Origin of the sequence: Ruegeria arenilitoris (assembly GCF_013030265.1) — a bacterium.
GTDB classification, from domain to species: Bacteria; Pseudomonadota; Alphaproteobacteria; order Rhodobacterales; family Rhodobacteraceae; genus Ruegeria; species Ruegeria arenilitoris_E.
This window is the reverse complement of the sequence record NZ_WPZQ01000004.1, coordinates 380,974-402,045: the sequence shown is the minus strand read 5'-3', so window position 1 is coordinate 402,045 and position 21,072 is coordinate 380,974. Positions and strand designations below refer to the sequence as shown.

Genomic DNA, 21,072 nt, shown 5'->3' with positions numbered 1-21,072 from the left:
TTTGTGTGATTTAGTTCAAATTTGTCAGGCGCGACGGCGACGTCCGCCACCACGGCGTCCACGTGCACCCTCACCTTCGGCACCAGCCGCTTCAGGCGCTTTGTTGAACCGGATCCACTCACCGCCATGCGGGTCGTTGTTGGTCAGCAGGTTGGCGGCGCGAATGGCCTCCATTTCCTTACCCGCACGCGGTTTGGTCGAACCAAGGCCAAACATCTGAACGAAGGTTTCGTCGTCCATGCCTTCGGGCAGGATGATACCCGCTGCAGCAACGGCCTCTTTCTTCTCAGCGATCTTCTTCTGAGTGGTCGGCAATGCGACCGGGTTCATGATCGCAGACGTCATGCCAGCGCCCATTGCCATCGGCAGGAAGGCGTTGTTGATGCCATGACGGTTCGGCAGACCGAACGAGATGTTGGAGGCACCACAAGTGGTGTTTACACCCAGCTCTTCCCGCAGACGACGGACCAGCGCAAACACCTGCTGGCCAGCAGTTGCCATTGCGCCGATTGGCATGACCAACGGGTCAACCACGATGTCATGGGCCGGAATACCGTAATCAGCGGCACGCTCAACGATAGTTTTCGCAACTGCAAAACGCACATCCGGGTCTTCCGAGATGCCAGTGTCATCGTTCGAGATCGCCACAACCGGTACGTTGTATTTCTTGACCAGTGGCAGAACCATCTCAAGGCGTTCTTCTTCACCGGTGACCGAGTTCAGCAGCGGACGGCCCTCTGCAGCGGCCAGACCGGCCTCCAGCGCACCCGGAACCGACGAGTCGATGCACAGCGGCACATTGACAAGACCCTGAACCAGCTCGACGATCTTGGTCATCAGCGGTGGCTCGGTCTCGTTCGGGTTGGGGTTCGAGTTGTAAACAACCCCTGCGTTGATATCCAGAACGGTCGCGCCTGCGGCTACTTGGGCCAGCGCGTCTTTCTCAACGGTCGAGAAATCGCCCGCTTCCAGCTCTGCAGCCAGCTTTTTCCGGCCGGTGGGGTTGATCCGCTCACCGATTACGCAAAACGGCTCATCAAAGCCCAGAACGGCGGTTTTTGTTTTTGATTCTACGACTGTACGGGTCATGTCCGTTCCTTAGGAGTTTACAGGCTTTGCCGAGGCGCCGCCGTTGTTGATTGCCCAGTTGGCATTGGTCTTGATGCCGCCAAGCGGGAAGAAGTGTACATTGGTGATGTTGAAGTCCGGATTGGCCGCTTTGTGGTTGGCCAGTTCGGTAATCACGTCGGTCGGCTCATACGGCAGCAACAGCTTGGAGACATCCATTGCGCGCTTCTGCAGAACCTTCAGCGACGGACCAACACCGCAAGCAATGGCGAACTTGATCAGAGTCTGCAGCTTGGCCGGACCCGCGATGCCGATATGCACCGGAATATCGATGCCCGCTTCTTTCAGACTATCAGCCCATTCGATGATCGGTTTGGCATCGAAAGCGAACTGAGTCGCCAGAGCCATCTCCGCATCGGTAGTCTCGTTGAACTTCTGCTTCCAGCGCAGCGCTTCGTCGACGTTCTTGGTCGAGCCGTCTGGGTCAATGTCTTTGTTGCCCTCGGGGTGACCCGCTACGTGCAGACGCTTGAATCCTGCCTTATCGAACAGGCCACTTTCCAGCAACTGCATCGAGCTGTCGAACTCGCCATGCGGCTTGGCAACGCCACCAGCCAGCAGCAGAGCCTGATCTACGCCTGCTTCGCCCTGATACATGGAAATCCAGTTTTCCAGGGTCGCAGCGTCCTTGATGATCCGCGCCGGGAAGTGCGGCATGACCGGATAACCTTCATCCGCGATCCGCTTGGCGGTCTTGACCATGTCCTCGATGGGCGTGCCTTCGATATGGGCGATGTAGACGCGGGTTCCTTCGGGCAGCAGCGCGCGGAAGTCTTCGACCTTTTCGGCGGTGCGTGGCATCACCTCAATCGAGTAGCCCTGCAAAAAGGCTTCGACGGTCGGATTCACAGGGCCGTTTTCAACGGCATCACGTTTCTTGAAGTTCAGCAAAGCCATTGCGGCCTCCCATATAGATCTTGGGCTCATGCCCAACCGTCGTTGGCGATCAGGGTTTTGACACGTTCCTGATCATACTCCGTTTCCAAACGCACCGCTTCTGCCTCGGCAATCTCTGCCGGGTCGCCATCGACCACAAAGGGCTCGGCCTTGCGCCATTCGGCCAGGTAGGCATCACTGTCCTTGGCATTCACCTTCATGGCAGCCCGGTCGATCGCTTGCTCGAACCGTTCCTCCAATTGCCGCTTGGCCCCGCGCCGGCCTTTGCCGACGATGACCTGAGCGGGAATGTCGCGCCAATATACGATTGTGACGTCAGGCATCCTGTTTGATTCCTCCTAGCCAGATGAGCCGGTTCTAAACTTCTATGTGGGCTTCAGTCGGTCGAATTTCGACACCCGACATATTCACAGCGACGTTTTTAGCCCACGACGGGATACCGAGCTTTTACCTGACTGCTTTACAAAAGCGCACATCAAAATCCTCATGACTTTAATGAGCGTCTTGCGTGATCGAAATGCGCGACCTATGGTCAGGGTAACTCGAAAATCGGAGGGCGTTGAAGATGGCGCCCAAGCGTCCCAAAGGTGCGGGCGCGTTCCCGAAGGCGGTCGAAAGCCCCGCGCCGGCAAGACCCGATCCGGATGCATTATATGCGGCACTGGATCTGGGGACAAATAGCTGCCGCATGTTGATAGCCCAGCCCAAGGGCAGCGGGTTCCATGTGGTAGATAGTTTTTCCAAGTCCGTGCAATTGGGCGCTGGCCTGGAGAGGACCGGACGATTGTCACGGTCATCGATGTCGCGCACCATTCAGGCGCTACGAATCTGCCAGCAAAAGCTCAAGCGGAATAAAGTCAGACGCATGCGACTGGTCGCAACCGAAGCATGCCGCCGCGCCAAGAATTCTCGCGACTTTATCCGGCAGGTCAAACGCGAAACCGGTCTGACTTTAGAGATTATCCAACCCGAAGAAGAAGCCCGTCTGGCAGTGATTTCCTGCGCGCCGCTGGTTTCAACCAAAACCGAGCAGCTTCTGGTAGTCGATATCGGTGGTGGTTCAACCGAATTGGTCTGGATCGATATCTCGTCGGTACCGCGCCGGGATCGTCCACCGGCGATCATGCGCCTGCATAACGGGTTTCATACTGCAGACAGTCCTTTCCCTGCGGCAAAGGTTGTCGATTGGATCAGCGTCCCCTTGGGCGTGGCAACACTACGCGACCAGTTCAATGACGTCGAAGACGACTCGGCGCGTTTTGCCCTGATGAGCTGGTTCTTTGAGGAAAACCTCGCGGATTTTGCGCCCTACAAGGATGAGCAGGCCCGTGAAGGGTTTCAGATTGTCGGAACCAGCGGCACCGTGACCACAGTTGCAGCCTCACATCTTGGCCTAAAACGCTACGACCGCACCAAAGTGGACGGTCTGCGCATGACCAGTGATCAGATCGACAAAGTCATACGAGGGTATCTGGAACTCGGCCCGCAGGGTCGGCGTCGTGATCCGCGCATCGGTGACGACAGGCAGGCCCTGATCATGTCCGGCTCTGCCATTCTACAAGCCTTGTTGCGCTGTTGGCCCACCGACCGTCTCTCTGTAGCGGACCGGGGCCTGCGCGAAGGTCTGCTCTATGCACAGATGAGCGCAGATGGTGTGCTGGAAGATGGACCGTTCTGATTGCCGAGAGCTGACTACACAATAGTAGCAATCGCCTATCGAACCAGCACAGCTGCCACCACGATCTGCTTCCTCGAAGCCGCAGGCTATGATGTTTTTTGCCCGGGATTTAACCTGGTCAATATGGTCCCGCACTGGGCATTGGCTATTGGTGGTATTCATATCGCTGTTCCGACTTCACAGGTTTCGGACGCGCGTGAGTTGTTGCTCAGCTTCGAATCCACGTCTCAGGGCCGGTCCACTTGTGTATCGCAGATCCTGAATGGTGCGGGCTGGTTGGCGTTTGGCGTTTCTTCTCCGTGGCCAGACCTGATAATAAGGGATTAGACCCTCCTTGTTACGCCTCCAATAAGGAGGTATGGACCGGTCAACTTTCAGGAGATCAATCGCATGGCAAAGACGCCGAGCGGAAAAAACACCTCAGGCCGTGGGCAGCGCGACCTGAAAGTAAAGGTCAAGACTGCGCGTGGGCGTAAGCTCAGCTCGACTCGCTGGCTCGAGAGGCAGCTGAATGACCCATATGTAAAGCGGGCGCAGGTCGAAGGCTATCGCGGACGCGCAGCATTCAAGATACTGGAATTGGACGAAAAGTTTCGTTTTCTTGTTCCCGGCGCGCGGGTCGTTGACCTGGGCTGTGCTCCTGGTGGTTGGCTGCAAGTGGCCGTTAAGCGAGTCAATGCGCTGGGTGAAAAGAGCGGCAAGCGGATCGGAACGGTTCTGGGCGTCGATCTGCAAGAGGTTGAACCCGTCGCCGGTGCCGAAGTGCACCAGTTGGATTTCATGGAAGATGATGCCGACGTAAAGGTTAAAGACTGGCTTGGCGGTAAAGCTGATGTTGTGATGTCGGATATGGCCGCAGCCTCATCAGGTCACAAACAAACCGACCATTTGCGCATTATCGCACTGTGCGAAACAGCTGCCTATTTTGCATTTGATGTTCTTGAAGAAGGCGGAACCTTTGTTGCCAAGGTTCTGGCTGGTGGCGCCGAAGGCGATTTGCAAAAGCTGCTCAAACAGAAATTTGATAAGGTAGCCAACGTAAAACCCCCAGCCTCCCGCTCGGACAGTTCCGAGAAATTCGTGGTGGCAACAGGTTTTCGAGGCTGAATCAGTCCAGCTCTATCTGCTGATCCGTCAGGCGTTGCTCGCGCAGCGACGCAGATGCATTTCCGATCAGCAACAAGGCATCGCCATGGCTGATGTAGACCGGAGCACGGTCTCGAAGCTCTGCAATCCGCCGGTCAAGCGGTGGTTTTCCAACCGGTTTCGCGTGTAAGGGCTGCTTTACCTTCGTATCCGATATATCTGACATGGATCACCTCTGGCACCGCGGGGTTCTCCCCGTGATCTGATCCATAACTCTGAACTTGGCCGGTAAAGTGGCGCAATCCGGCCAGTTCGGTGCCGTTTCAGGGGCTAAGCTGTAGAGCGAGCTGCTGCAATGCCGGATCATCCGGCAGGATACTCAATCCTTCCTGCAGCACACGCCGCGCCTCTTGCGGGCCACGATTGATCTGCGCCAACTGAACCAGCATAGGCCAAGCTTCTGCCCGTTGCGGATCAAGCGTCACCACCTCGCGAAAAGCCCGCTCTGCAGCAGGGGCATTGCGCAAGTTCAGCGCCATTCCACCTAGAACCAGATGCGTTTCAGGGAAATCGAGGCGGTTTGACATGGTCTGCTGCCACTCGGCCATACCCTGCCCCGCAAGCGCACGCTGATCTTCCGTCAAAGCTTGTCCCGGAATGGTCAGGAACTCCTTGGCGGCTGAGATGCGGACATTCCGCAGCGGATCAGACAGTAGCGGCTCAAGCCGGATGATCCTGTCAGGAAGTGTTGCGGTTCGCTGCAACGCGGCTGCGTTGGCCCGGACCAGAGGATCGGCATCAGACAAAAGTAGCGCGGTTTCATCAGCAATCGTAGGATTGGCAAAAGGCTGCAACAAATACAGGGCTGTGGCACGAACGATACCTGCCTGCGACTTATTCAGGGCGATCTCAAGCAAGTCTGGCGCGCTGTCAGGCTGACCGTTCAATGCAGCACTAAAGCTTGTTCCGTAGTGCGCACTGCGATGCGTCGAGTCAGGAAACCACTCTTCGATTTGCAATGCAGCCCAATCCTGATCCCGGTCCTCATGACAATCCGTGCAGGCATCAACGCCAAGCCCCAAATCTGGTCGCGGCACACGGAAGCTATGATCCCGCCGACCATCGACGCCCATGTAGACCCGCTCAATCATATGACAGCTCTTACACTGAGCCCCATCGCTACCAACCGGGTGATGGTGATGCTCAACGCTGTCATATTCGGCCTTTTTCAAGGTTGGAAACTCCGAGTTTCCGGCCAAAGAATGACATTGGGTGCAAATCCCGTTCCCTTCGGCAATCAGCTCACCACTGTGGGGATTGTGACAATTCATGCAACTGACGCCGCGATCATACATCTTGGACTGCAGGAATGAGCCGTAGACATAGACTTCGTCCAGTATCTGTCCGTCAGGATGATACAAACCCGGTCTCATCAGAGCTAAATTGTAGGCATCATGGTAAGGCGTTCCTGGCAGTGGATTACCATCCTGCAACGCTTCTCGCCGTGAGTGACAGCCGGCACATTGCTGTATCTCAGCTTCGACATTGCCCTTGCCCCAACTCATCGCGAAGCCGAACTCATCCAACCCATCTGCCGGTGCTTTTCCTGTAACCCAGTTCAGATGCTGAGACGCCGGGCCATGACAGGCCTCGCACCCCACCCCAATCTCGGACTGGCGTGATGCATATTGGCGTTCAACAGGATCATAGTTCTTTTCAAAACCAGTCGCATGGCATTCCGCACAGCGGGCGTTCCAGTTCTTATAGGGACCAGTCCAGTGCAGCCCATCGTCAGGAGGAAGATCCTGATCGGGATAGAGATGCAACCACCTCTTTTCTTCAGTATCCCAAACCACGTCAAAGCTCTGAAGGCGTCCCGGCTCGGTTTCAAACAAGTATTGCTGTAGCGGCTCAATCCCGACCACTGAATGCACATTGTAATTTGTTGTATTGCCGTCTTTTTCGGTGACGTTGGCCACATACGCACCCTCAGGCCTTGTGAATGTAACCGTCATCCCATCATGGGTAAATGAAGTTCCGTCAAAGTCGGCACGAACAGAATTCTCTGATGTTTCGGTCCACGCCTTCGCATGGTGTGACCCTGACCAGGATTGGACCTGTTCATCATGACATTCGATGCAAGTGTCCGAGCCGACATATTCCTGCGCTGCGACCGGAAATGTGCACGCGGCGATTAAGAATACTGCTGAGCCGAAGATGTCACCCAAACGGGGACATGCGACCTTGTTCAAAAAAGACCTCATTCAATGGCACCATCATTGCCACCATTTTGCAGGTCCATCAGGGCGCCATTGTATTCGGCCCCCAAAATGAGCATGGCCGAGCAAAGATAGAGAAAGATCAAAGCTGCCATGGCGCCTGCAAGTCCGGCGTAGGTTGCACTGTAGGTTGCGAATTGAGCGATATAGATTGAAAAACCCCAGCCCCCAGCAGTCCAGAGAGCGAGCGTTAAGATTACCCCGGGCAAAATCTGCAAAAGGCTGTGCCGTCGCGTAGGAAGGATCAAATGCGCCAGCAACACGGTTCCTGCCGGGACAGCCACGGTAAAGGTCCAACGCAACCGATCAACGGAAAACCAATCTGACACATCGACGGTTGTCTTTTCCGACACCAAACGCGTGTAAACTGGTAGAACAACTTCGATCGCGGCGATTGCTAAAATCGCTGCCCCGCCCAAGATGACTAAGACAAAACACAGCAAACGGGTTTTCCAGAACGGCCAACTATCCTTGTCGTGATAGGCTTGGTTCATGGCGAAACGCACAGCCGCCACTCCGTTTGACGAAAAGTAGATCGCCAGTAAGCCCCCTAACGTAATCACCCCCGACCCGGCACCTTCCAAGACAGCCCGCAATTCGGAAATGATCGGATCTGCGACGTCCTTTGGCCAAGCGCCAAAGATCAATTCTATCAGTTCTTCGGTCACATACCCTTGCGACAGAGCACCGGCCAACGCCACGGTGAACAAAACAAACGGAAACAGGGCCATCATCAGTGACATCGCCACATGGCTGCTCATGACAAACCCATTCTTGTCGTTGAACCGGCAAATCGCCAGCCAAAGCGCTTGAACAAAGCGGCCTAAAATAGGAATCATTGGACGAGTCATAACCGGAGCCTAGCCTGACTTGCCTGATCGTATAACCCGGCAAAGTCTTCGTCTGGTCGAATTTTCGCTCATAACTGCCTGACTGGATTGCATAAACCAACCTACCAGTGCAGGATCACTGCGCAACATCAACTGAGCTTAGATATTTACCAGTCACGGCTCCGATGCCTAGGGCCAGCGAATGACCTCTGACGCACCAGAAACAAATCCCCGCCCACGTCTGAAACTGACGGTCGTTCGGGATATCTCAATTGTTGCTACGTTGGTGGTTCTGGGTCTGTATGCCGGGGCCAGCTTTCTGATCCCGCTAACAATGGCTTTGCTGGTCAATGTCCTGATTATCGCCCTGAGCGACCGGGTAATTTCCCTGACCCATGCACCTGTATGGTTGGCAAATATTGCTGCTGTCACAGTGGTTTTAGCCGGCTTGTTCATGATTATGTACGTGCTGGGAAGCCAGGCAACACAGTTCGCCCGTTCAATCGGAACCTATGAAAATCAGTTCGATGGTGCCGTAAACCGCATAACAGGTTTGGTCGGTAACGACGTGACCAGTTTCATTCGGGACAATCTGGTCAGTATCGACATGTCTTATGTCGCGCGGATCTTGCTGGGCAGTGCAACCTCGCTTTTGAACCAGTTCTTTCTGATCAGCCTGTACGTCGCCTTTCTAATGGCCGAACGCCTAGCATTTCGAAAGAAAATCCAACTGGCAGCTGGAAACCCACTTACCGGTGCTGAGCTGGCTACGGTTTTGGATGCGATCTCATACAGTCTGCAGCGTTATGTCGGCGTCAAAACGTTCATCAGCCTGATTACTGCCGGGATCAGCTATTCTGTGTTTCGGGCTCTCGGTCTGGAATATGCCGAGACCTGGGCCGTACTAACTTTTGCCCTAAACTTTATCCCCTCGATCGGCTCCATTATCGCGGTTGTCTTTCCTGCCATGATCGCTTTGGTTCAGTTCGACAGCGTTGGCCCCTTTCTGATCATCGTATTCGGATGCGGCACGATACAGTTCCTGATCGGGAACTTTCTGGATCCCGCAATGCTGGGTCGTTCGCTGAACATGTCGACATTTCTGGTCATTCTGGCGCTGACATTCTGGACTACGGTCTGGGGGCTAATCGGAGCATTTCTTAGCGTCCCGCTCACCGTCTGTATCCTGATCATTTTCAGCCACATTCCGGCACTGCGGCCAGTTGCCATCCTGATGTCTCTTGATGGCCGATTGGGCGAAGACGACAGTCGCAGCACAAAAACAACCTAAATCGATAAATGGCTTAGCAACCAGCAGCACCCAAGCATTCCAAGATCGTGTTTTGATGGTGGATCAAATACAACAACGCTGCTAACCTTCCATCATTACTGGAAAAACCCGGTTGCACTCATACCGAGGCCCGACCGGAAAATTTGAACCATTGACCTCGATTGGACCGAATAGATGGCGGCTATAGACCAGATAAACGACCTGAAAAAACGTATGGGACAAGCCATTATCGGACAGACCCAGGTCATTGATCGCTTGCTTATCGGCCTGTTGGCCAATGGCAATCTGCTAATCGAAGGCCTGCCCGGACTTGCAAAGACAAGAGCCATCAAGGCAATGGCGCGCAACCTTGATGCGAACTTTAGCCGCATCCAGTTCACGCCTGATCTGTTACCTTCTGACGTGACAGGAACTGAGGTGTATCAGCAAACCGCAAAGGGGGGTGAGTTCCGCTTTGAACCTGGACCAATCTTTGCCAACATCGTTCTGGCCGACGAAATAAACCGAGCACCAGCGAAGGTCCAGGCCGCACTATTGGAGGCCATGGAAGAACGGCAGGTAACGATCTCGGGTACAACTCATAAGATGGAGCCGTTGTTCATAGTGATGGCGACGCAGAACCCGATCGAGCAGGAAGGCACCTATCCTTTGCCCGAAGCTCAGATGGACAGGTTTCTGATGCATGTCCAGATCACCTACCCGCCTGTCGAAGACGAAGTTGAAGTGATCCGTTTGGTGAGAGCGGAAGAGATTGCATCAGGTGAAAACACAGCCAAGGAAAGACCAGAACCCATCCCACAGGATGCGATATTCACAGCACGATCTGAAATCGGGCAGATACACGTTTCAGACGCCATGGACCGATACATGGCAGACCTGGTGCAAGCGACCCGCACACCCAAAGCGCTAAGCGAAGAACTGGCCAGTTGGGTAGAAATCGGTGCAAGCCCACGTGCCTCGCTCGCACTGGACAAATGCGGACGCGCACATGCCTGGATGAATGGTCGTGACTATGTTGATCCGGCTGACGTTCGGGCCATCGCTCACGACGTGTTCCGTCACCGCATCACGCTGAGCTTTGAGGCAGAAGGAAATGCAAAAACAGCAGACGACGTGGTAACTGAAATCCTGAAACTCGTCGCCCTGCCCTGATCGCAACGAAGGAAAGCCGCGTGTCAAAGACCGCCGCATATCCCAGCGACCCACGCATACACACCGACGCGAAACACCTGCTTGGCCTCGGTAGACAATCCCGTGCGCTCAGCCTGTTGCCGCGGCAGCCCGCCCGATCGATCCTGAACGGCCGCCACGCATCGCGTCTGCGTGGACGAGGACTGAATTTCGAAGAACTGCGCGATTACCTGCCGGGCGACGATATCCGGAGCATCGACTGGAAAGTTACGGCGCGTACCGGTGAACCCCATGTCCGGGTCTATACCGAAGAGCGTGACCGCCCTGCACTATTGCTGGTTGATCAGCGCGTTTCGATGTTTTTTGGCACCAAGGTCTACATGAAATCGGTCATTGCCGCCGAAGCAGCAGCAATTGCTGCCCATCGCGTTCTTGCACAAGGCGACAGGGTTGGTGGAATTGTGTTCGGTGATACTGATGTCGCCGAACATCGCCCTCAGCGTCGCGCTGCAGCTCTTACCCGGTTTTTGTCATCCGTCGGCGCCTTGAACTGCAGCCTTCACGCGGAATTGAGGCCAGAACCCACCGTTGCCATGAACCAGATCCTGAAACAGGCAGCGCAAATAGCTCATACCAACGCATTGGTCTGCGTCTTTTCAGATTTTGATGGGTTGGATGAAGACTCAGAAACCATTCTGCGACGACTTTCACGTTCCAATGATCTGATTTTATTCAATATATCCGATCCAAGTTCACATGGCATGCTACCTAAAATCAAGCTTGCAGTTTCGGATGGCGAGAAGCAAATCGAGATCGACAGTACGAGCCCTAATCTATCTGATCGTATCAAAGATGCCCTGGACCGGCGGCTTGAGCAGCTACAGATCTGGTCTCGTCGATATGGTTTTCCAGTCGTCCCGATGACCACCGAAAAACCTGCGCTTGACCAGTTGCTTCGGTTATTCGGCCATCGCGGTGGCCATCGATGAGCGTGGATACCGAAGGCAAATCTCTGGTCGAACTGCTGGACATGCTAGAGCCCGCACCGGAACCAGTTCCGATTTCAATGATGCCCCAAACATGGGGTTGGCTCGCCATTGCCATGTTGGTCGCAGTTTTAATCGCGATCAGCCTTTACCTGTTTTGGCGACATCGGAAGGCGAACGCATACCGTCGTCTGGCCCTGGCCGAGCTTCGGCAATGCGACGATGATTGTGCCAAAGTGGCGGAGATCCTTAAACGCACCGCTCTGGTGGCATTCCCGCGTTCAGAAGTTGCCTGGCTGTGTGGCAAGGATTGGCTGAATTTCTTACAACAAACATCTGATAATAAACCAATTCCAGTCGAAACTGGCCACGCGCTTATTCAAGCTCCCTATCGCACAAGTATCTCGAACCCAAGTGTCACGGAACTGGCCAGAAACTGGATCCTGACACACAAAGTCGGAAAGGATCGCTGATGTTCTCCTTTGCCGCGCCTTGGGTCTTTCTGATTTTGCCGCTGCCCTTGCTGGTCTACTTTTTCGCGCCGCCCCATCGCGAAAATGTCAGCTCAATCCGCATTCCCTTTTTTCGGCACGTTGCAAAAGCGGTTGGTGCAGAACCAAGTTCGGGATCGGTAATTCCAGCGCGTGCACGTCTACAAACATTCATCGTCATCATCGTCTGGATACTGTTGGTATTCGCCATGGCCCGGCCCGAACGGCTGGGTGAACCCATTGTGACAGAGAAATCAGCGCGAGATGTGGTGTTGGCATTGGATATATCAGGTTCCATGGATCAGCGCGATTTCAAGACTGCCGACGGCGCACCAAAGCAGAGGCTTGAAGCCGTGAAGGACGTCTTGCGCAGTTTCATTGCCGAGCGCGATGGAGACCGAATGGCATTGATCATTTTCGGAACGCGCGCTTTCGTGCAGGCCCCTTTTACTGAAGACCTGCAGAGTCTCAATGGTTTCCTCGATCAGACTGCGGTGGGCATGGCTGGACCAAACACGGCTTTGGGGGACGCCATCGGACTGGGTATTCGCACCTTTGAATCCAGCCAGGTCGAACAGCGTTTGATGATCGTTCTCAGCGACGGTGCCGATACCTCCAGCCGAATGACACCCGTCAATGCATCGGCCATTGCGGCCGACAAAGGCGTTGTCATCTACACCATCGGTGTTGGCGATCCCAATGCGTCTGGCGAAGATCGGGTTGACCTGGAGGCGCTCCGTGACATCGCAGACCGAACTGGTGGAGAATACTTCTTTGCAGATGACGAAACGGCATTGACCGATGTCTATCAAAGCATCGATGAACAAAACCCCCGCGTAGTTGAGACACAAAGCTACCGACCCCGCGAAAGCCTAGCTCATTACCCGCTTGCTGCCGCACTCATACTGATCCTCTTGAGCTCTGCAGGTTTTCACATTCACCAACGGCGGAGGCTTGCCTGATGCTTGATGCTCTGTCGGAATTTCATTTTATTCGAGTGGCTTGGCTGGCTCTTCTCATTCCAATCGCCGCACTCTGGTGGGTAATCCGACCAAAGCCGAAGGTTGATGGAAACCTCCCCTCGGGCATAGCGCCGCATCTCGCCAAAGCCTTGCAATTGGGTGACGAGAATAAACGCCGGTTCTACCCCATAGACATCCTGATGATCGCAGCGATGCTTGTGACTTTCGCGGTTGCCGGGCCAACGTGGTCAAGGGCACCCAATCCACTGATTTCGGATACAGCGCCACTTGTGATCGCTTTGAAGGTCACTGACAGTATGGAGGAGACGGACCTTGCCCCCTCACGCCTTGATCGGGCGAAGTTCAAGATTACAGACCTGATCAATGCGCGCGCAGGCGCTCCAACAGCCTTGGTTGCTTATGCGGGCACGCCACATCGCGTCGCTCCGCTCACCGAAGATGCTAATATTCTCCGACCCTTGCTTGAAGGTCTGACGCCGGCAGTCATGCCGGAACAAGGTGATGCGGCAGGTGATGCATTGCAGCTGGCTGAGAGCATTCTGGATGGGTCGGAAATAGCCGGAGCGATCCTCTTTGTTCTGGATGATATCAATCCGTCGCAGCTGCCCGCGTTTGAAGATACAACATCGCCCATGTTCTTTCTGACTATGTTGCCAGAGGGTCAGAGTATTCCGCAGCTGGATGGATTAAGAAGCGCCATGATCGTTCCTTTCACGGGCAGCGATCAGGACGTGTTACGTTTGGAACGCCAGATCCAATCTGCATATAGCGAAGCGCTTGACGATGATGACCGACTGGACTGGCAGGATCGAGGCTGGTTGCTGGCCTGGCCTGCCGCGTTGCTGTGCCTTCTGTGGTTCCGGCAGGGTTGGGTTATACGCTGGGCAGTTCTGGCGTTCCTCCTCTTTCCCGCTGCAGGGCCAGCACAGGCCGAAGGTTGGAAGGATTGGTTCCTGACGCCGGATCAGCAAGGTCAGATTGCCATGAACCAAAAGAACTTTGCCGAGGCTGGAACACTGTTCGAAGATCCGTATCACAAGGGTTATGCAATGCTGAAGGCAGGCCAATACCCGGAAGCTGCAGAAATCTTCACCGCTCTGGACACACCCGAGGCTGCTTTTGCCGAAGGTATGGCCCGAATTCGCAATCGGGAATACCGCCCGGCAATTACCGCCTTTGAAACGGCGTTGGAACGTAGGCCTGACTGGCCCGAAGCTCAGCACAATCTGGAAGTATCGCGTGCCATCTTAGAAGAAGTTGAATCGACACGAGAACAATCTGACACGGGTGAAGAAGCGGGGATCGGGGCTGATGACGTGGTTTTCGATAACGAGTCTGGCCGAGGTGAGAATACAACCGTTCAGGACCAAACCGGTGAGGCGACGCCACTATCCGCAGATCAATGGATAAGCGCGATAGATACCGATATGCAGGATTTCCTGCGCAGCCGGTTTGTTCTGGAAAATCAGGAGCGAAACCAATGAGGTACCTCTCGCTTCTTATCTTCATCATGCTGCCTGACTGGTCTTGGGCTCAAGAAGCACAAGTTGAAAACTCGATGGCCCCGCAGGTCACAATCGAAGCCCCCGAAGATGATACCACTGTGGGGCAAGCCGCGATTGTCAGGATCAAGGTACTGGTCCCAACCTTTATGCCTTCACCACCTGTTTTTCCTTCACTAGAGCAGGAAAACCTGCTGGTTCGTCTGCCTGAACGTGCCTCTGGTCCGATCAGTGAATCTGTGAATGGCGAAACGTGGTCAGGCGTCCAGCGCAGTTATCGACTGTACCCGTTGGCGTCGGGTGTATTTGACTTTGGACCTCAGGAAGTGCTGGTCACATATGCAGACCCCGAAACGAATGAACCCAAGCAGGTATCAGTCCCTCTTCCTGCTACGACGCTGACTGCGACGGTTCCGGACGCAGCGCGAAGTCTTGATCCTCTGATCATTGCGAATGGGTTTGAACTGGCGCAAGAAATCGAGGGTGAGACCGATATGAATGCAGGTGATGCGATCACGCGCCGTTTGACTGCAAAGATAACAGGAACGTCACCCATCATGATCCCCGCATTGTTGCCTGAGGCGTCGGATCCACTCCTCCAACCCTATCCGAAAGAACCTCGCTTCACGGAAACCGAGGACCGGGGCATTCTGTCAGGCCAGCGTGTGGACGAAACTGTTTATGTGGCGCGTGAAGGTGGACAAACTCAGCTGCCCGCGATCTCGATCAACTGGTATAGCCTGAAGTCGGGTGAGATAGAGACCGCCGAGCTGGATGCTGTGCAGCTGACACTTGCAGCGCCGAAGTGGAAACCACCGACACCCGAAACACTTATATACGCGGTCTTTTTGCTTGGTGCATTTTCAGTCCTGTCCTGGGGGGCGGTTCATCTGACGCGGCCTCGCTATCAGGCTTGGAGAAACGATCGCCGGACAAGATATCTTACATCATATGAATTTGCATTGAACCAGCTACATGCATCGCTAAAAAATCAGGATCTGTCAGGATCTTACACAGCTCTTGAGATGTGTAAGACGCGAGGCCAGAAGCCAAAAGACTTGGTTAATCTGGAGGCTACGCTGACGCAGATCGGGGCGAGCCGATATGCGCCTGACAATCACAAAACTCATGCGGATTGGACAAAAGCTCTGCTCGCATTCAAGGCGATCAAGACGCGAAGGCCAGGAACTCTAGCAATGTTACCTCCGCTCAACCCCTGACGTTAACTCACGCAGCTCTCGATCAGGGCGCGTCTGTCCTTAAGCCGCACACGACCGTAACCAAGTTCGATCAGATCCAAATCAGCCAGTCGGTGCAGGTTACGATGCAACGTTGGTTGCGACACGGCAACCATCTCAGCCAGATCTTCCTGAGAAACGATGATCCAGCCGTCGGGCTCAGATGCACCTTCGTCGAGATGCAGCAACCTGAGCACCAGTCTCTTTTCTGTTCCGGTCACGGCTAAATTTGCCATGATACGCAGGGCAGTCTGCATGTTTTCATGCGTCAGGGCATAGAAATCACGGATGTACTCAGGGTTGCGGTAAACCAATCTTTCAACACGTGAACTGGGAAAGAACAAGGTTTGCGTTTCCTGCGTCGTCACCACGCTCACCAATCTGAGCGAGCCGGAAAACAAGGCTAGATCACCGATCCAGTAACCTGCGCCTTCACGATGCACCACAAAATCCCGCCCATCATCAGACGGCGCGGTAATCTGAATGCCCCCTTTCAAAACAGCGTAGATACCGTTGGCGGGATCACCATGATGGTAAAGTGTTTCTCCGACGCCGAAAGTCTTCGATATTGCACACCCAAGCAGATCGCTCTGAAAAGACGTGCTGCGTTCTGCGAACCAGCCGTCTTTCTGTAACAGATGCATGTAACTGAATTTATCAAACATTAGTATGTTTCAATCTCATCATATGATAGATTTCAAGAGCGTTTGCTCGATTAGAATAAGCGTGTCCGATTCCAAAGCCCATTCAATTAGTTAGGCAGGGAATTCGATGTAGCAGATGACCCTTAGACCACAACGTGTCGTCGCCAATACTCTATAACTTCCGGGTCGATTTGGCCCCCCATTGCAGGAGTAAATCATGTCACCACCCCGTTCTTTTGCAGATATTTGGCGCAGCAGGCTGCGCCGGTTCGCTGTGGCATCTATCGCTGTCGCACTGGCCGTTCCAGCCTGGGCACAGGATCAAAAGCCCAACATCTTGGTTATCTGGGGCGATGACATCGGACAGTCAAACATATCCGCTTATACGATGGGTTTGATGGGATACCGAACGCCAAACATCGACCGAGTTGCGAATGAAGGTATGATTTTCACTGACTACTATGGTGAGCAATCGTGCACTGCTGGCCGATCATCCTACATCATGGGCCAATCGGTTTTCCGTACCGGTTTGTCGAAAGTGGGGCTGCCCGGCGCTGATCTCGGCATGCAGGTCGAAGACCCCACCATTGCGGGCCTGTTGAAAGACCACGGTTATGTGACGGGTCAATTTGGCAAAAACCACCTTGGTGACAAAGATGAGCATTTGCCTACAAACCACGGATTTGATGAGTTTTTCGGAAACCTCTATCACCTGAATGCTGAGGAAGAGCCGGAAAACGAAGACTATCCCGGTGACGTGGTGCTAGCAGATGGTCGCACATTCCGCGAGGCCTATGGTCCACGCGGTGTGATCAAGTCGAAAGCGGATGGCACAATAGAAGATACCGGCCCGCTGACCAAAAAGCGTATGGAAACCGTTGATGAGGAAACCGTTGCGGCGGCAATCGACTTCATCAAGCGCGCGCACGAGCAAGGTCAGCCCTTCTACGTCTGGTGGAACGGTACGCGCATGCACTTCCGGACGCACGTCAAAGACGACATGCGTGCACAAGCTAACGAAATCGTTGGTGGCGTGGCTGATGAGTACACTGCAGGCATGATCGAACACGACATGCACGTTGGCCAACTGCTTGACCTGCTGGATGAACTTGGCATCGCTGACAACACCATCGTGCATTATTCGACCGACAACGGTCCGCACTACAACACCTGGCCTGATGCTGCCGCTACTCCTTTCTGGGGTGAGAAAAACACCAATTGGGAAGGCGGATGGCGTGTACCTTCAATGGTTCGCTGGCCGGGTCAAATCGAAGCGGGTTCTGTCACGAACGAGATCGTGCACCATATGGACTGGCTGCCGACATATCTGGCAGTTGCGGGTGATCCCGAGATCAAAGAAAAGCTGAAGGAAGGATACTCGTCATCAGGCATGGGCCGCGATTACAAAGTGCATCTGGATGGCTACAACATTCTGCCACTGCTGACAGGTGAAACTGCGGAAAGCCCACGCAGGGAGATCTTCTATTTCTCGGACGATGGCGACCTGACCGCCCTTCGCTTTGACGACTGGAAGCTGATCTTCCTTGAGCAGAAGGCATGGGCAACGCTGCGCGCGTGGATCGAACCCTGGACCGAGTTGCGGATTCCATTGATCATCAACCTGCGGCGCGACCCGTATGAGCGGGCTTATCGTACATCCAACACCTACTACGACTGGCTGCTGGATCGGGCGTACTTCCTTGTTCCCGCACAGCAGTACGTTGGTAATTTCCTCGCGACCTTCCAGGAATTCCCACCGCGTCAGAAAGCTGCCAGCTTCAATCTGGATCAGGTGATGGACAAGCTGACCACTCCGACGAACAACTAAGTCGAAGTTCATTAAGAATGGTCGAAGGGCTGCCGATAAACAGGCGGCCCTTCCCGATTGAATCAAAAGGGTATTCTCATGCGGCGTCTCATTCCTATCGTTGTTGCCACTCTCATTCCTTTCACACTGTCTGCCGACCCGCTACCAAGTTGGACCGATACCGAGGCCAGAAACCGGATCGTCGCTTTCGTTGATGGAGTCACGGATCCTGACAGCGATGATTACGTCACGCCCGCAGATCGTATTGCAGTGTTCGACAATGACGGCACGCTCTGGGCCGAGCAACCGGTCTATTTTCAACTGATCTTCGCCATGGACAAACTGGCTGAAAGCGATCCATCCATTCTGTCCAGCCCCACACTGGAAGCCGCAGCCAAAGGGGATGTCGAAGGAATTGCCGCAGGCGGCAAAGAAGCCCTGATCGAGGTCGTGAACGCCTCACATTCCGGCCTCAGTGTCGCTGACTTTCAGACATCGGTCGCTGAATGGCTGGATACGGCGCGGCATCCAAAGACGAATTTGCCATATGATCAAATGACTTACCAGCCGATGGTCGAGCTTCTCAGATATCTTCGCGATGAGGGGTTCACGACATATATCGTCTCAGGCGGCGGCATTCATTTCATGCGCGTTTTCGCTGAAAAAGCTTATGGGATTCCGCCCGAGCAAATCCTTGGAACCTACAACGACAGCACCTACGAAATCGTCGATGGCACACCGACCATCGTAAAAGCACCCGGCTTAGCCTTTATCGACGACAAGGAAGGCAAACCCATCAATATTGATCGCACGATCGGAAAGCGCCCGATCTTCGCAGCTGGCAACTCAGATGGCGACTTTGCGATGCTGGAATGGACGACTGCCGGAACTGGTCCGCGGATGGGTCTGTTAATCCATCATACAGATGGTGAACGGGAATGGGCGTATGACAGAGACAGTCATATCGGCCGTTTGGTTGATGGGTTGGACAAAGGCCCGGATTTGGGATGGGTGATTGTTGATATGGCGAATGATTGGTCACGCATCTACACTGGCAAAAACTGAATAGTCAGGACGCCAAAAATTCATGTGGACAGTGCTCGTTTCCCTGTTTCTATTTGCCCTCTTTTGCGTAGCCGTGGTTTTCTCGGTGCGCGCGGCCCAAACCGCGCGTACCCCACAGGGCGCAGTGGGTTGGGTGGTATTCTTGCTTTCTGCTCCGATGCTGGCGGTTCCTCTTTATCTGTTTCTTGGGCACCATCGTTTTCGTGGATATCGCGTGGCACGCCGGGAAAGCGAAAGAGTCGTTGAGGGCATCAAGACCTTTGCGGACTATTCCAAACCCGATCCGGAAAAAATGAAGATCAACCCAAGACCATTCGAGGCTCTGGCGCATCTGCCCGTCTCGCGTGGCAATGGCGCTCAGCTATTAATTGATGGCGACAGCACCTTCAAATCCATCTTTGAAGCAATTGATTCTGCAAAGAATTACGTCCTCGTACAATTCTACATCGTGCGCCACGATGAACTGGGTATGGAGCTTCAGGACAAACTCATCTCAGCGGTTCAAAGGGGAGTACACGTCCGTTTCATGACCGACGCCGTTGGCAGTTACGGGTTAGCGTCGGATTACCTTGAGACGTTGCGCAAAGCCGGGGTCGACGTGGCGGACCCGCGCGAGCAACGCGGACCTAACTTTCGCTTCCAACTCAACTACCGCAATCATCGGAAAACAGTAATTATCGATGGTGAGGTCGGGTTTATTGGCGGTCACAATGTTGGTGTCGAGTATCTGGGACAGGATCCGAAATTCGGTCACTGGCGTGACACCCATATCAAAATGCAGGGACATATCGTCAGGCAGTTACAACTGATCTTTACGGAAGACTGGCATTGGGCCCGGAACGAAGATTTGATTGACGCACTCGACTGGGCCGGCAACGAATCCGATCAGGATATGAACGCCTTGCTCGTCGCGACGGGTCCCGGAGATGAAACCGAAACAGGCGCGATGATGTTCTTTTCTGCGATCGCAGAGGCAAAAGAACGGCTTTGGATTGCATCACCCTATTTTGTGCCTGACATCGATATTATGACCGCATTGCAGCATGCCGCTTTGCGCGGCGTTGATGTTCGCATCCTTCTTCCCGATGTCATTGATCACCGCCTTCCGTGGCTTGCTGCATTCGCGTTCTTTGATGAAATCCGAAAATGCGGGGTGCGTGTATTCCGCTACACCGATGGCTTCATGCATCAAAAGGCATTCGTAGTGGATGATACTCTCGCTGCCGTGGGCACCACCAATCTCGACAACCGATCATTCCGTTTGAATTTTGAAGCAATGGCACTGTTTTTCGACAGCCGTGCAGCCGAGGCAGTAGACAACATGCTGCGCAAGGACTTTGAAACCAGCTATGAGCTGACCCGCACTTTGTCGCAACAGCCCACTCATATCCGTTTTGGCGCACCGATCGCGAGGCTATTTGCCCCTATTCTTTAATCAGTCGGGGAAACGTTCCTGAAAAACCTGGTTCATGAGAGCCACCATGTATGCGGTCGACAATCCAAAGGCCAACAGGCCGGTGACAGATGCGAAAGCACCAAAAATTCTAAGGCCTTCTCCAAGCACAATGTCGCCGTAGCCTAGCGTGGTAAATGTAACCAGCGAAAAATAAAGCGCAGAGTTCCAATCAGGCAGAACATCACCCAATACCCAGATGATGGCCCATATCCAAACCTGAATTGTATGGGTGGCAATAATAAACGCCAACGCGATCGTGATTGGACCAGCGGTTGCCAATATCTTGCCCTGGCTTTCCCATTTTTCGACAATCCGGCGAATAACCAGGGTGCACCATGTCAGCAGCACGATTTCGACCAGGAAGCAAAGACCAAGATACATGCTGCCCCAAAGGATCTGTTGCGACAACGTCATGAAATGGTCCTGCTTTTTTGTGATCGCGAATGCGACCTCAGAATGACCTCTCATTCGGGTATGAGCAACCCCGCCATCCTTTGTCCGTAGGTGCGGCGAATGGAACCCGAACAGTCTACGCTATGGACAGTCGGGGATACGGTTGCACATTGTGGCTTACAGAAAG

Annotated in this window: 21 protein-coding genes; 13 read left to right on the top strand and 8 right to left on the bottom strand. The window is 54.1% G+C overall.

Translation table 11 applies throughout. The annotated features are described in order from the left end of the window. Positions 1–24: 24 nt before the first annotated feature. The 3 genes from GOX61_RS09620 to GOX61_RS09610 are packed head-to-tail and all read right to left on the bottom strand — an operon-like array spanning position 25 to position 2,348. Positions 25–1,089: a methyltetrahydrofolate cobalamin methyltransferase gene (locus tag GOX61_RS09620; protein WP_170333173.1), complete on the bottom strand. Its 1,065-nt coding sequence runs from the start codon at positions 1,087–1,089 to the stop codon at positions 25–27. Between the two features lie 9 nt (positions 1,090–1,098). Continuing rightward, positions 1,099–2,025: a methylenetetrahydrofolate reductase gene (locus GOX61_RS09615; RefSeq protein ID WP_170333171.1), complete on the bottom strand. Its 927-nt coding sequence runs from the start codon at positions 2,023–2,025 to the stop codon at positions 1,099–1,101. A gap of 26 nt (positions 2,026–2,051) precedes the next feature. Beyond that, positions 2,052–2,348 (bottom strand): virulence factor, encoded by a 297-nt coding sequence (locus tag GOX61_RS09610; RefSeq protein ID WP_155141885.1) that lies wholly within the window; start codon positions 2,346–2,348, stop codon positions 2,052–2,054. Positions 2,349–2,590: 242 nt separating this feature from the next. Between GOX61_RS09610 and GOX61_RS09605 the strand changes: the two genes are divergently transcribed. The 3 genes from GOX61_RS09605 to GOX61_RS09595 all read left to right on the top strand — a co-directional run bounded on the left by GOX61_RS09605 (position 2,591) and on the right by GOX61_RS09595 (position 4,810). Beyond that, positions 2,591–3,703, top strand: a complete 1,113-nt coding sequence (locus tag GOX61_RS09605) for a Ppx/GppA phosphatase family protein (RefSeq protein ID WP_155141887.1) — start codon at positions 2,591–2,593, stop codon at positions 3,701–3,703. Then, on the top strand, positions 3,704–4,030 hold the full coding sequence (locus GOX61_RS09600) for a hypothetical protein (protein ID WP_170333169.1): 327 nt from the start codon (positions 3,704–3,706) through the stop codon (positions 4,028–4,030). A 63-nt stretch (positions 4,031–4,093) separates the two neighbouring features. Continuing rightward, positions 4,094–4,810 (top strand): RlmE family RNA methyltransferase, encoded by a 717-nt coding sequence (locus tag GOX61_RS09595; RefSeq protein WP_155141889.1) that lies wholly within the window; start codon positions 4,094–4,096, stop codon positions 4,808–4,810. Between the two features lies 1 nt (position 4,811). Here GOX61_RS09595 and GOX61_RS09590 read toward each other — a convergent pair whose 3' ends face one another. The 3 genes from GOX61_RS09590 to GOX61_RS09580 form a co-directional block, all read right to left on the bottom strand. Next, positions 4,812–5,015, bottom strand: coding sequence for a hypothetical protein (locus GOX61_RS09590; protein ID WP_155141891.1), 204 nt, complete (start codon positions 5,013–5,015; stop codon positions 4,812–4,814). A gap of 97 nt (positions 5,016–5,112) precedes the next feature. Then, positions 5,113–7,053: a multiheme c-type cytochrome gene (locus tag GOX61_RS09585; protein ID WP_170333167.1), complete on the bottom strand. Its 1,941-nt coding sequence runs from the start codon at positions 7,051–7,053 to the stop codon at positions 5,113–5,115. After that, positions 7,050–7,907 carry a YihY/virulence factor BrkB family protein gene (locus tag GOX61_RS09580; RefSeq protein WP_254436808.1) on the bottom strand — a complete coding sequence of 286 codons (858 nt, stop codon included), beginning with the start codon at positions 7,905–7,907 and terminating at the stop codon, positions 7,050–7,052. The genes GOX61_RS09585 and GOX61_RS09580 overlap by 4 nt, the downstream gene beginning before the upstream one ends. 193 nt (positions 7,908–8,100) lie before the next feature. On the opposite strand from GOX61_RS09580, the gene GOX61_RS09575 reads away from it, so the two are divergent. The 7 genes from GOX61_RS09575 to GOX61_RS09545 all read left to right on the top strand — a co-directional run bounded on the left by GOX61_RS09575 (position 8,101) and on the right by GOX61_RS09545 (position 15,502). Further along, the gene (locus tag GOX61_RS09575; RefSeq protein ID WP_155141897.1) at positions 8,101–9,189 is read left to right on the top strand and encodes an AI-2E family transporter; all 1,089 of its coding nucleotides are present in this window, start codon (positions 8,101–8,103) and stop codon (positions 9,187–9,189) included. A 174-nt stretch (positions 9,190–9,363) separates the two neighbouring features. Then, the gene (locus GOX61_RS09570) at positions 9,364–10,341 is read left to right on the top strand and encodes an AAA family ATPase (protein ID WP_170333163.1); all 978 of its coding nucleotides are present in this window, start codon (positions 9,364–9,366) and stop codon (positions 10,339–10,341) included. A gap of 20 nt (positions 10,342–10,361) precedes the next feature. After that, complete coding sequence (locus tag GOX61_RS09565; RefSeq protein WP_170333161.1) at positions 10,362–11,309, top strand: DUF58 domain-containing protein; 948 nt, start codon at positions 10,362–10,364, stop codon at positions 11,307–11,309. Further along, positions 11,306–11,779, top strand: a complete 474-nt coding sequence (locus GOX61_RS09560) for a DUF4381 domain-containing protein (protein WP_170333159.1) — start codon at positions 11,306–11,308, stop codon at positions 11,777–11,779. Before GOX61_RS09565 ends, GOX61_RS09560 begins: the two co-directional genes overlap by 4 nt. Next, entirely contained in the window at positions 11,779–12,759 is a 981-nt protein-coding gene (locus tag GOX61_RS09555) for a vWA domain-containing protein (RefSeq protein ID WP_170333157.1), read from the top strand. Before GOX61_RS09560 ends, GOX61_RS09555 begins: the two co-directional genes overlap by 1 nt. Beyond that, positions 12,759–14,264 (top strand): VWA domain-containing protein, encoded by a 1,506-nt coding sequence (locus tag GOX61_RS09550; RefSeq protein ID WP_170333155.1) that lies wholly within the window; start codon positions 12,759–12,761, stop codon positions 14,262–14,264. The genes GOX61_RS09555 and GOX61_RS09550 overlap by 1 nt, the downstream gene beginning before the upstream one ends. After that, a complete protein-coding gene (locus GOX61_RS09545) occupies positions 14,261–15,502 on the top strand; it encodes a BatD family protein (RefSeq protein ID WP_170333153.1) in 1,242 nt (413 codons plus the stop codon). Before GOX61_RS09550 ends, GOX61_RS09545 begins: the two co-directional genes overlap by 4 nt. Before the next feature lie 2 nt (positions 15,503–15,504). Here GOX61_RS09545 and GOX61_RS09540 read toward each other — a convergent pair whose 3' ends face one another. Continuing rightward, positions 15,505–16,185 carry a Crp/Fnr family transcriptional regulator gene (locus GOX61_RS09540; RefSeq protein WP_170333151.1) on the bottom strand — a complete coding sequence of 227 codons (681 nt, stop codon included), beginning with the start codon at positions 16,183–16,185 and terminating at the stop codon, positions 15,505–15,507. 196 nt (positions 16,186–16,381) lie between these two features. Here GOX61_RS09540 and GOX61_RS09535 point away from each other — a divergent pair, with 196 nt between their 5' ends. The 3 genes from GOX61_RS09535 to cls all read left to right on the top strand — a co-directional run bounded on the left by GOX61_RS09535 (position 16,382) and on the right by cls (position 20,471). Then, positions 16,382–17,992, top strand: a complete 1,611-nt coding sequence (locus tag GOX61_RS09535; protein WP_217353808.1) for an arylsulfatase — start codon at positions 16,382–16,384, stop codon at positions 17,990–17,992. Between the two features lie 78 nt (positions 17,993–18,070). Then, positions 18,071–19,036 (top strand): HAD family hydrolase, encoded by a 966-nt coding sequence (locus GOX61_RS09530; protein ID WP_170333149.1) that lies wholly within the window; start codon positions 18,071–18,073, stop codon positions 19,034–19,036. A 22-nt stretch (positions 19,037–19,058) separates the two neighbouring features. After that, positions 19,059–20,471: a cardiolipin synthase gene (gene cls, locus GOX61_RS09525; RefSeq protein WP_170333147.1), complete on the top strand. Its 1,413-nt coding sequence runs from the start codon at positions 19,059–19,061 to the stop codon at positions 20,469–20,471. On the opposite strand, the gene GOX61_RS09520 is transcribed toward cls, so the two are convergent. After that, positions 20,472–20,906 (bottom strand): potassium channel family protein, encoded by a 435-nt coding sequence (locus tag GOX61_RS09520; RefSeq protein ID WP_155141919.1) that lies wholly within the window; start codon positions 20,904–20,906, stop codon positions 20,472–20,474. Between the last annotated feature and the right edge of the window lie 166 nt (positions 20,907–21,072).

Excerpts from the sequence above, each read along its gene's own strand:
- GOX61_RS09620 (WP_170333173.1), bottom strand. The coding sequence starts at position 1,089 with ATGACCCGTACAGTCGTAGAATCAAAAACAAAAACCGCCGTTCTGGGC.
- GOX61_RS09615 (WP_170333171.1), bottom strand. The coding sequence starts at position 2,025 with ATGGCTTTGCTGAACTTCAAGAAACGTGATGCCGTTGAAAACGGCCCT.
- GOX61_RS09610 (WP_155141885.1), bottom strand. The coding sequence starts at position 2,348 with ATGCCTGACGTCACAATCGTATATTGGCGCGACATTCCCGCTCAGGTC.
- GOX61_RS09605 (WP_155141887.1), top strand. The coding sequence starts at position 2,591 with ATGGCGCCCAAGCGTCCCAAAGGTGCGGGCGCGTTCCCGAAGGCGGTC.
- GOX61_RS09595 (WP_155141889.1), top strand. The coding sequence starts at position 4,094 with ATGGCAAAGACGCCGAGCGGAAAAAACACCTCAGGCCGTGGGCAGCGC.
- GOX61_RS09590 (WP_155141891.1), bottom strand. The coding sequence starts at position 5,015 with ATGTCAGATATATCGGATACGAAGGTAAAGCAGCCCTTACACGCGAAA.
- GOX61_RS09585 (WP_170333167.1), bottom strand. The coding sequence starts at position 7,053 with ATGAGGTCTTTTTTGAACAAGGTCGCATGTCCCCGTTTGGGTGACATC.
- GOX61_RS09580 (WP_254436808.1), bottom strand. The coding sequence starts at position 7,907 with ATGATTCCTATTTTAGGCCGCTTTGTTCAAGCGCTTTGGCTGGCGATT.
- GOX61_RS09575 (WP_155141897.1), top strand. The coding sequence starts at position 8,101 with ATGACCTCTGACGCACCAGAAACAAATCCCCGCCCACGTCTGAAACTG.
- GOX61_RS09570 (WP_170333163.1), top strand. The coding sequence starts at position 9,364 with ATGGCGGCTATAGACCAGATAAACGACCTGAAAAAACGTATGGGACAA.
- GOX61_RS09560 (WP_170333159.1), top strand. The coding sequence starts at position 11,306 with ATGAGCGTGGATACCGAAGGCAAATCTCTGGTCGAACTGCTGGACATG.
- GOX61_RS09555 (WP_170333157.1), top strand. The coding sequence starts at position 11,779 with ATGTTCTCCTTTGCCGCGCCTTGGGTCTTTCTGATTTTGCCGCTGCCC.
- GOX61_RS09550 (WP_170333155.1), top strand. The coding sequence starts at position 12,759 with ATGCTTGATGCTCTGTCGGAATTTCATTTTATTCGAGTGGCTTGGCTG.
- GOX61_RS09545 (WP_170333153.1), top strand. The coding sequence starts at position 14,261 with ATGAGGTACCTCTCGCTTCTTATCTTCATCATGCTGCCTGACTGGTCT.
- GOX61_RS09540 (WP_170333151.1), bottom strand. The coding sequence starts at position 16,185 with ATGTTTGATAAATTCAGTTACATGCATCTGTTACAGAAAGACGGCTGG.
- GOX61_RS09535 (WP_217353808.1), top strand. The coding sequence starts at position 16,382 with ATGTCACCACCCCGTTCTTTTGCAGATATTTGGCGCAGCAGGCTGCGC.
- GOX61_RS09530 (WP_170333149.1), top strand. The coding sequence starts at position 18,071 with ATGCGGCGTCTCATTCCTATCGTTGTTGCCACTCTCATTCCTTTCACA.
- cls (WP_170333147.1), top strand. The coding sequence starts at position 19,059 with ATGTGGACAGTGCTCGTTTCCCTGTTTCTATTTGCCCTCTTTTGCGTA.
- GOX61_RS09520 (WP_155141919.1), bottom strand. The coding sequence starts at position 20,906 with ATGACGTTGTCGCAACAGATCCTTTGGGGCAGCATGTATCTTGGTCTT.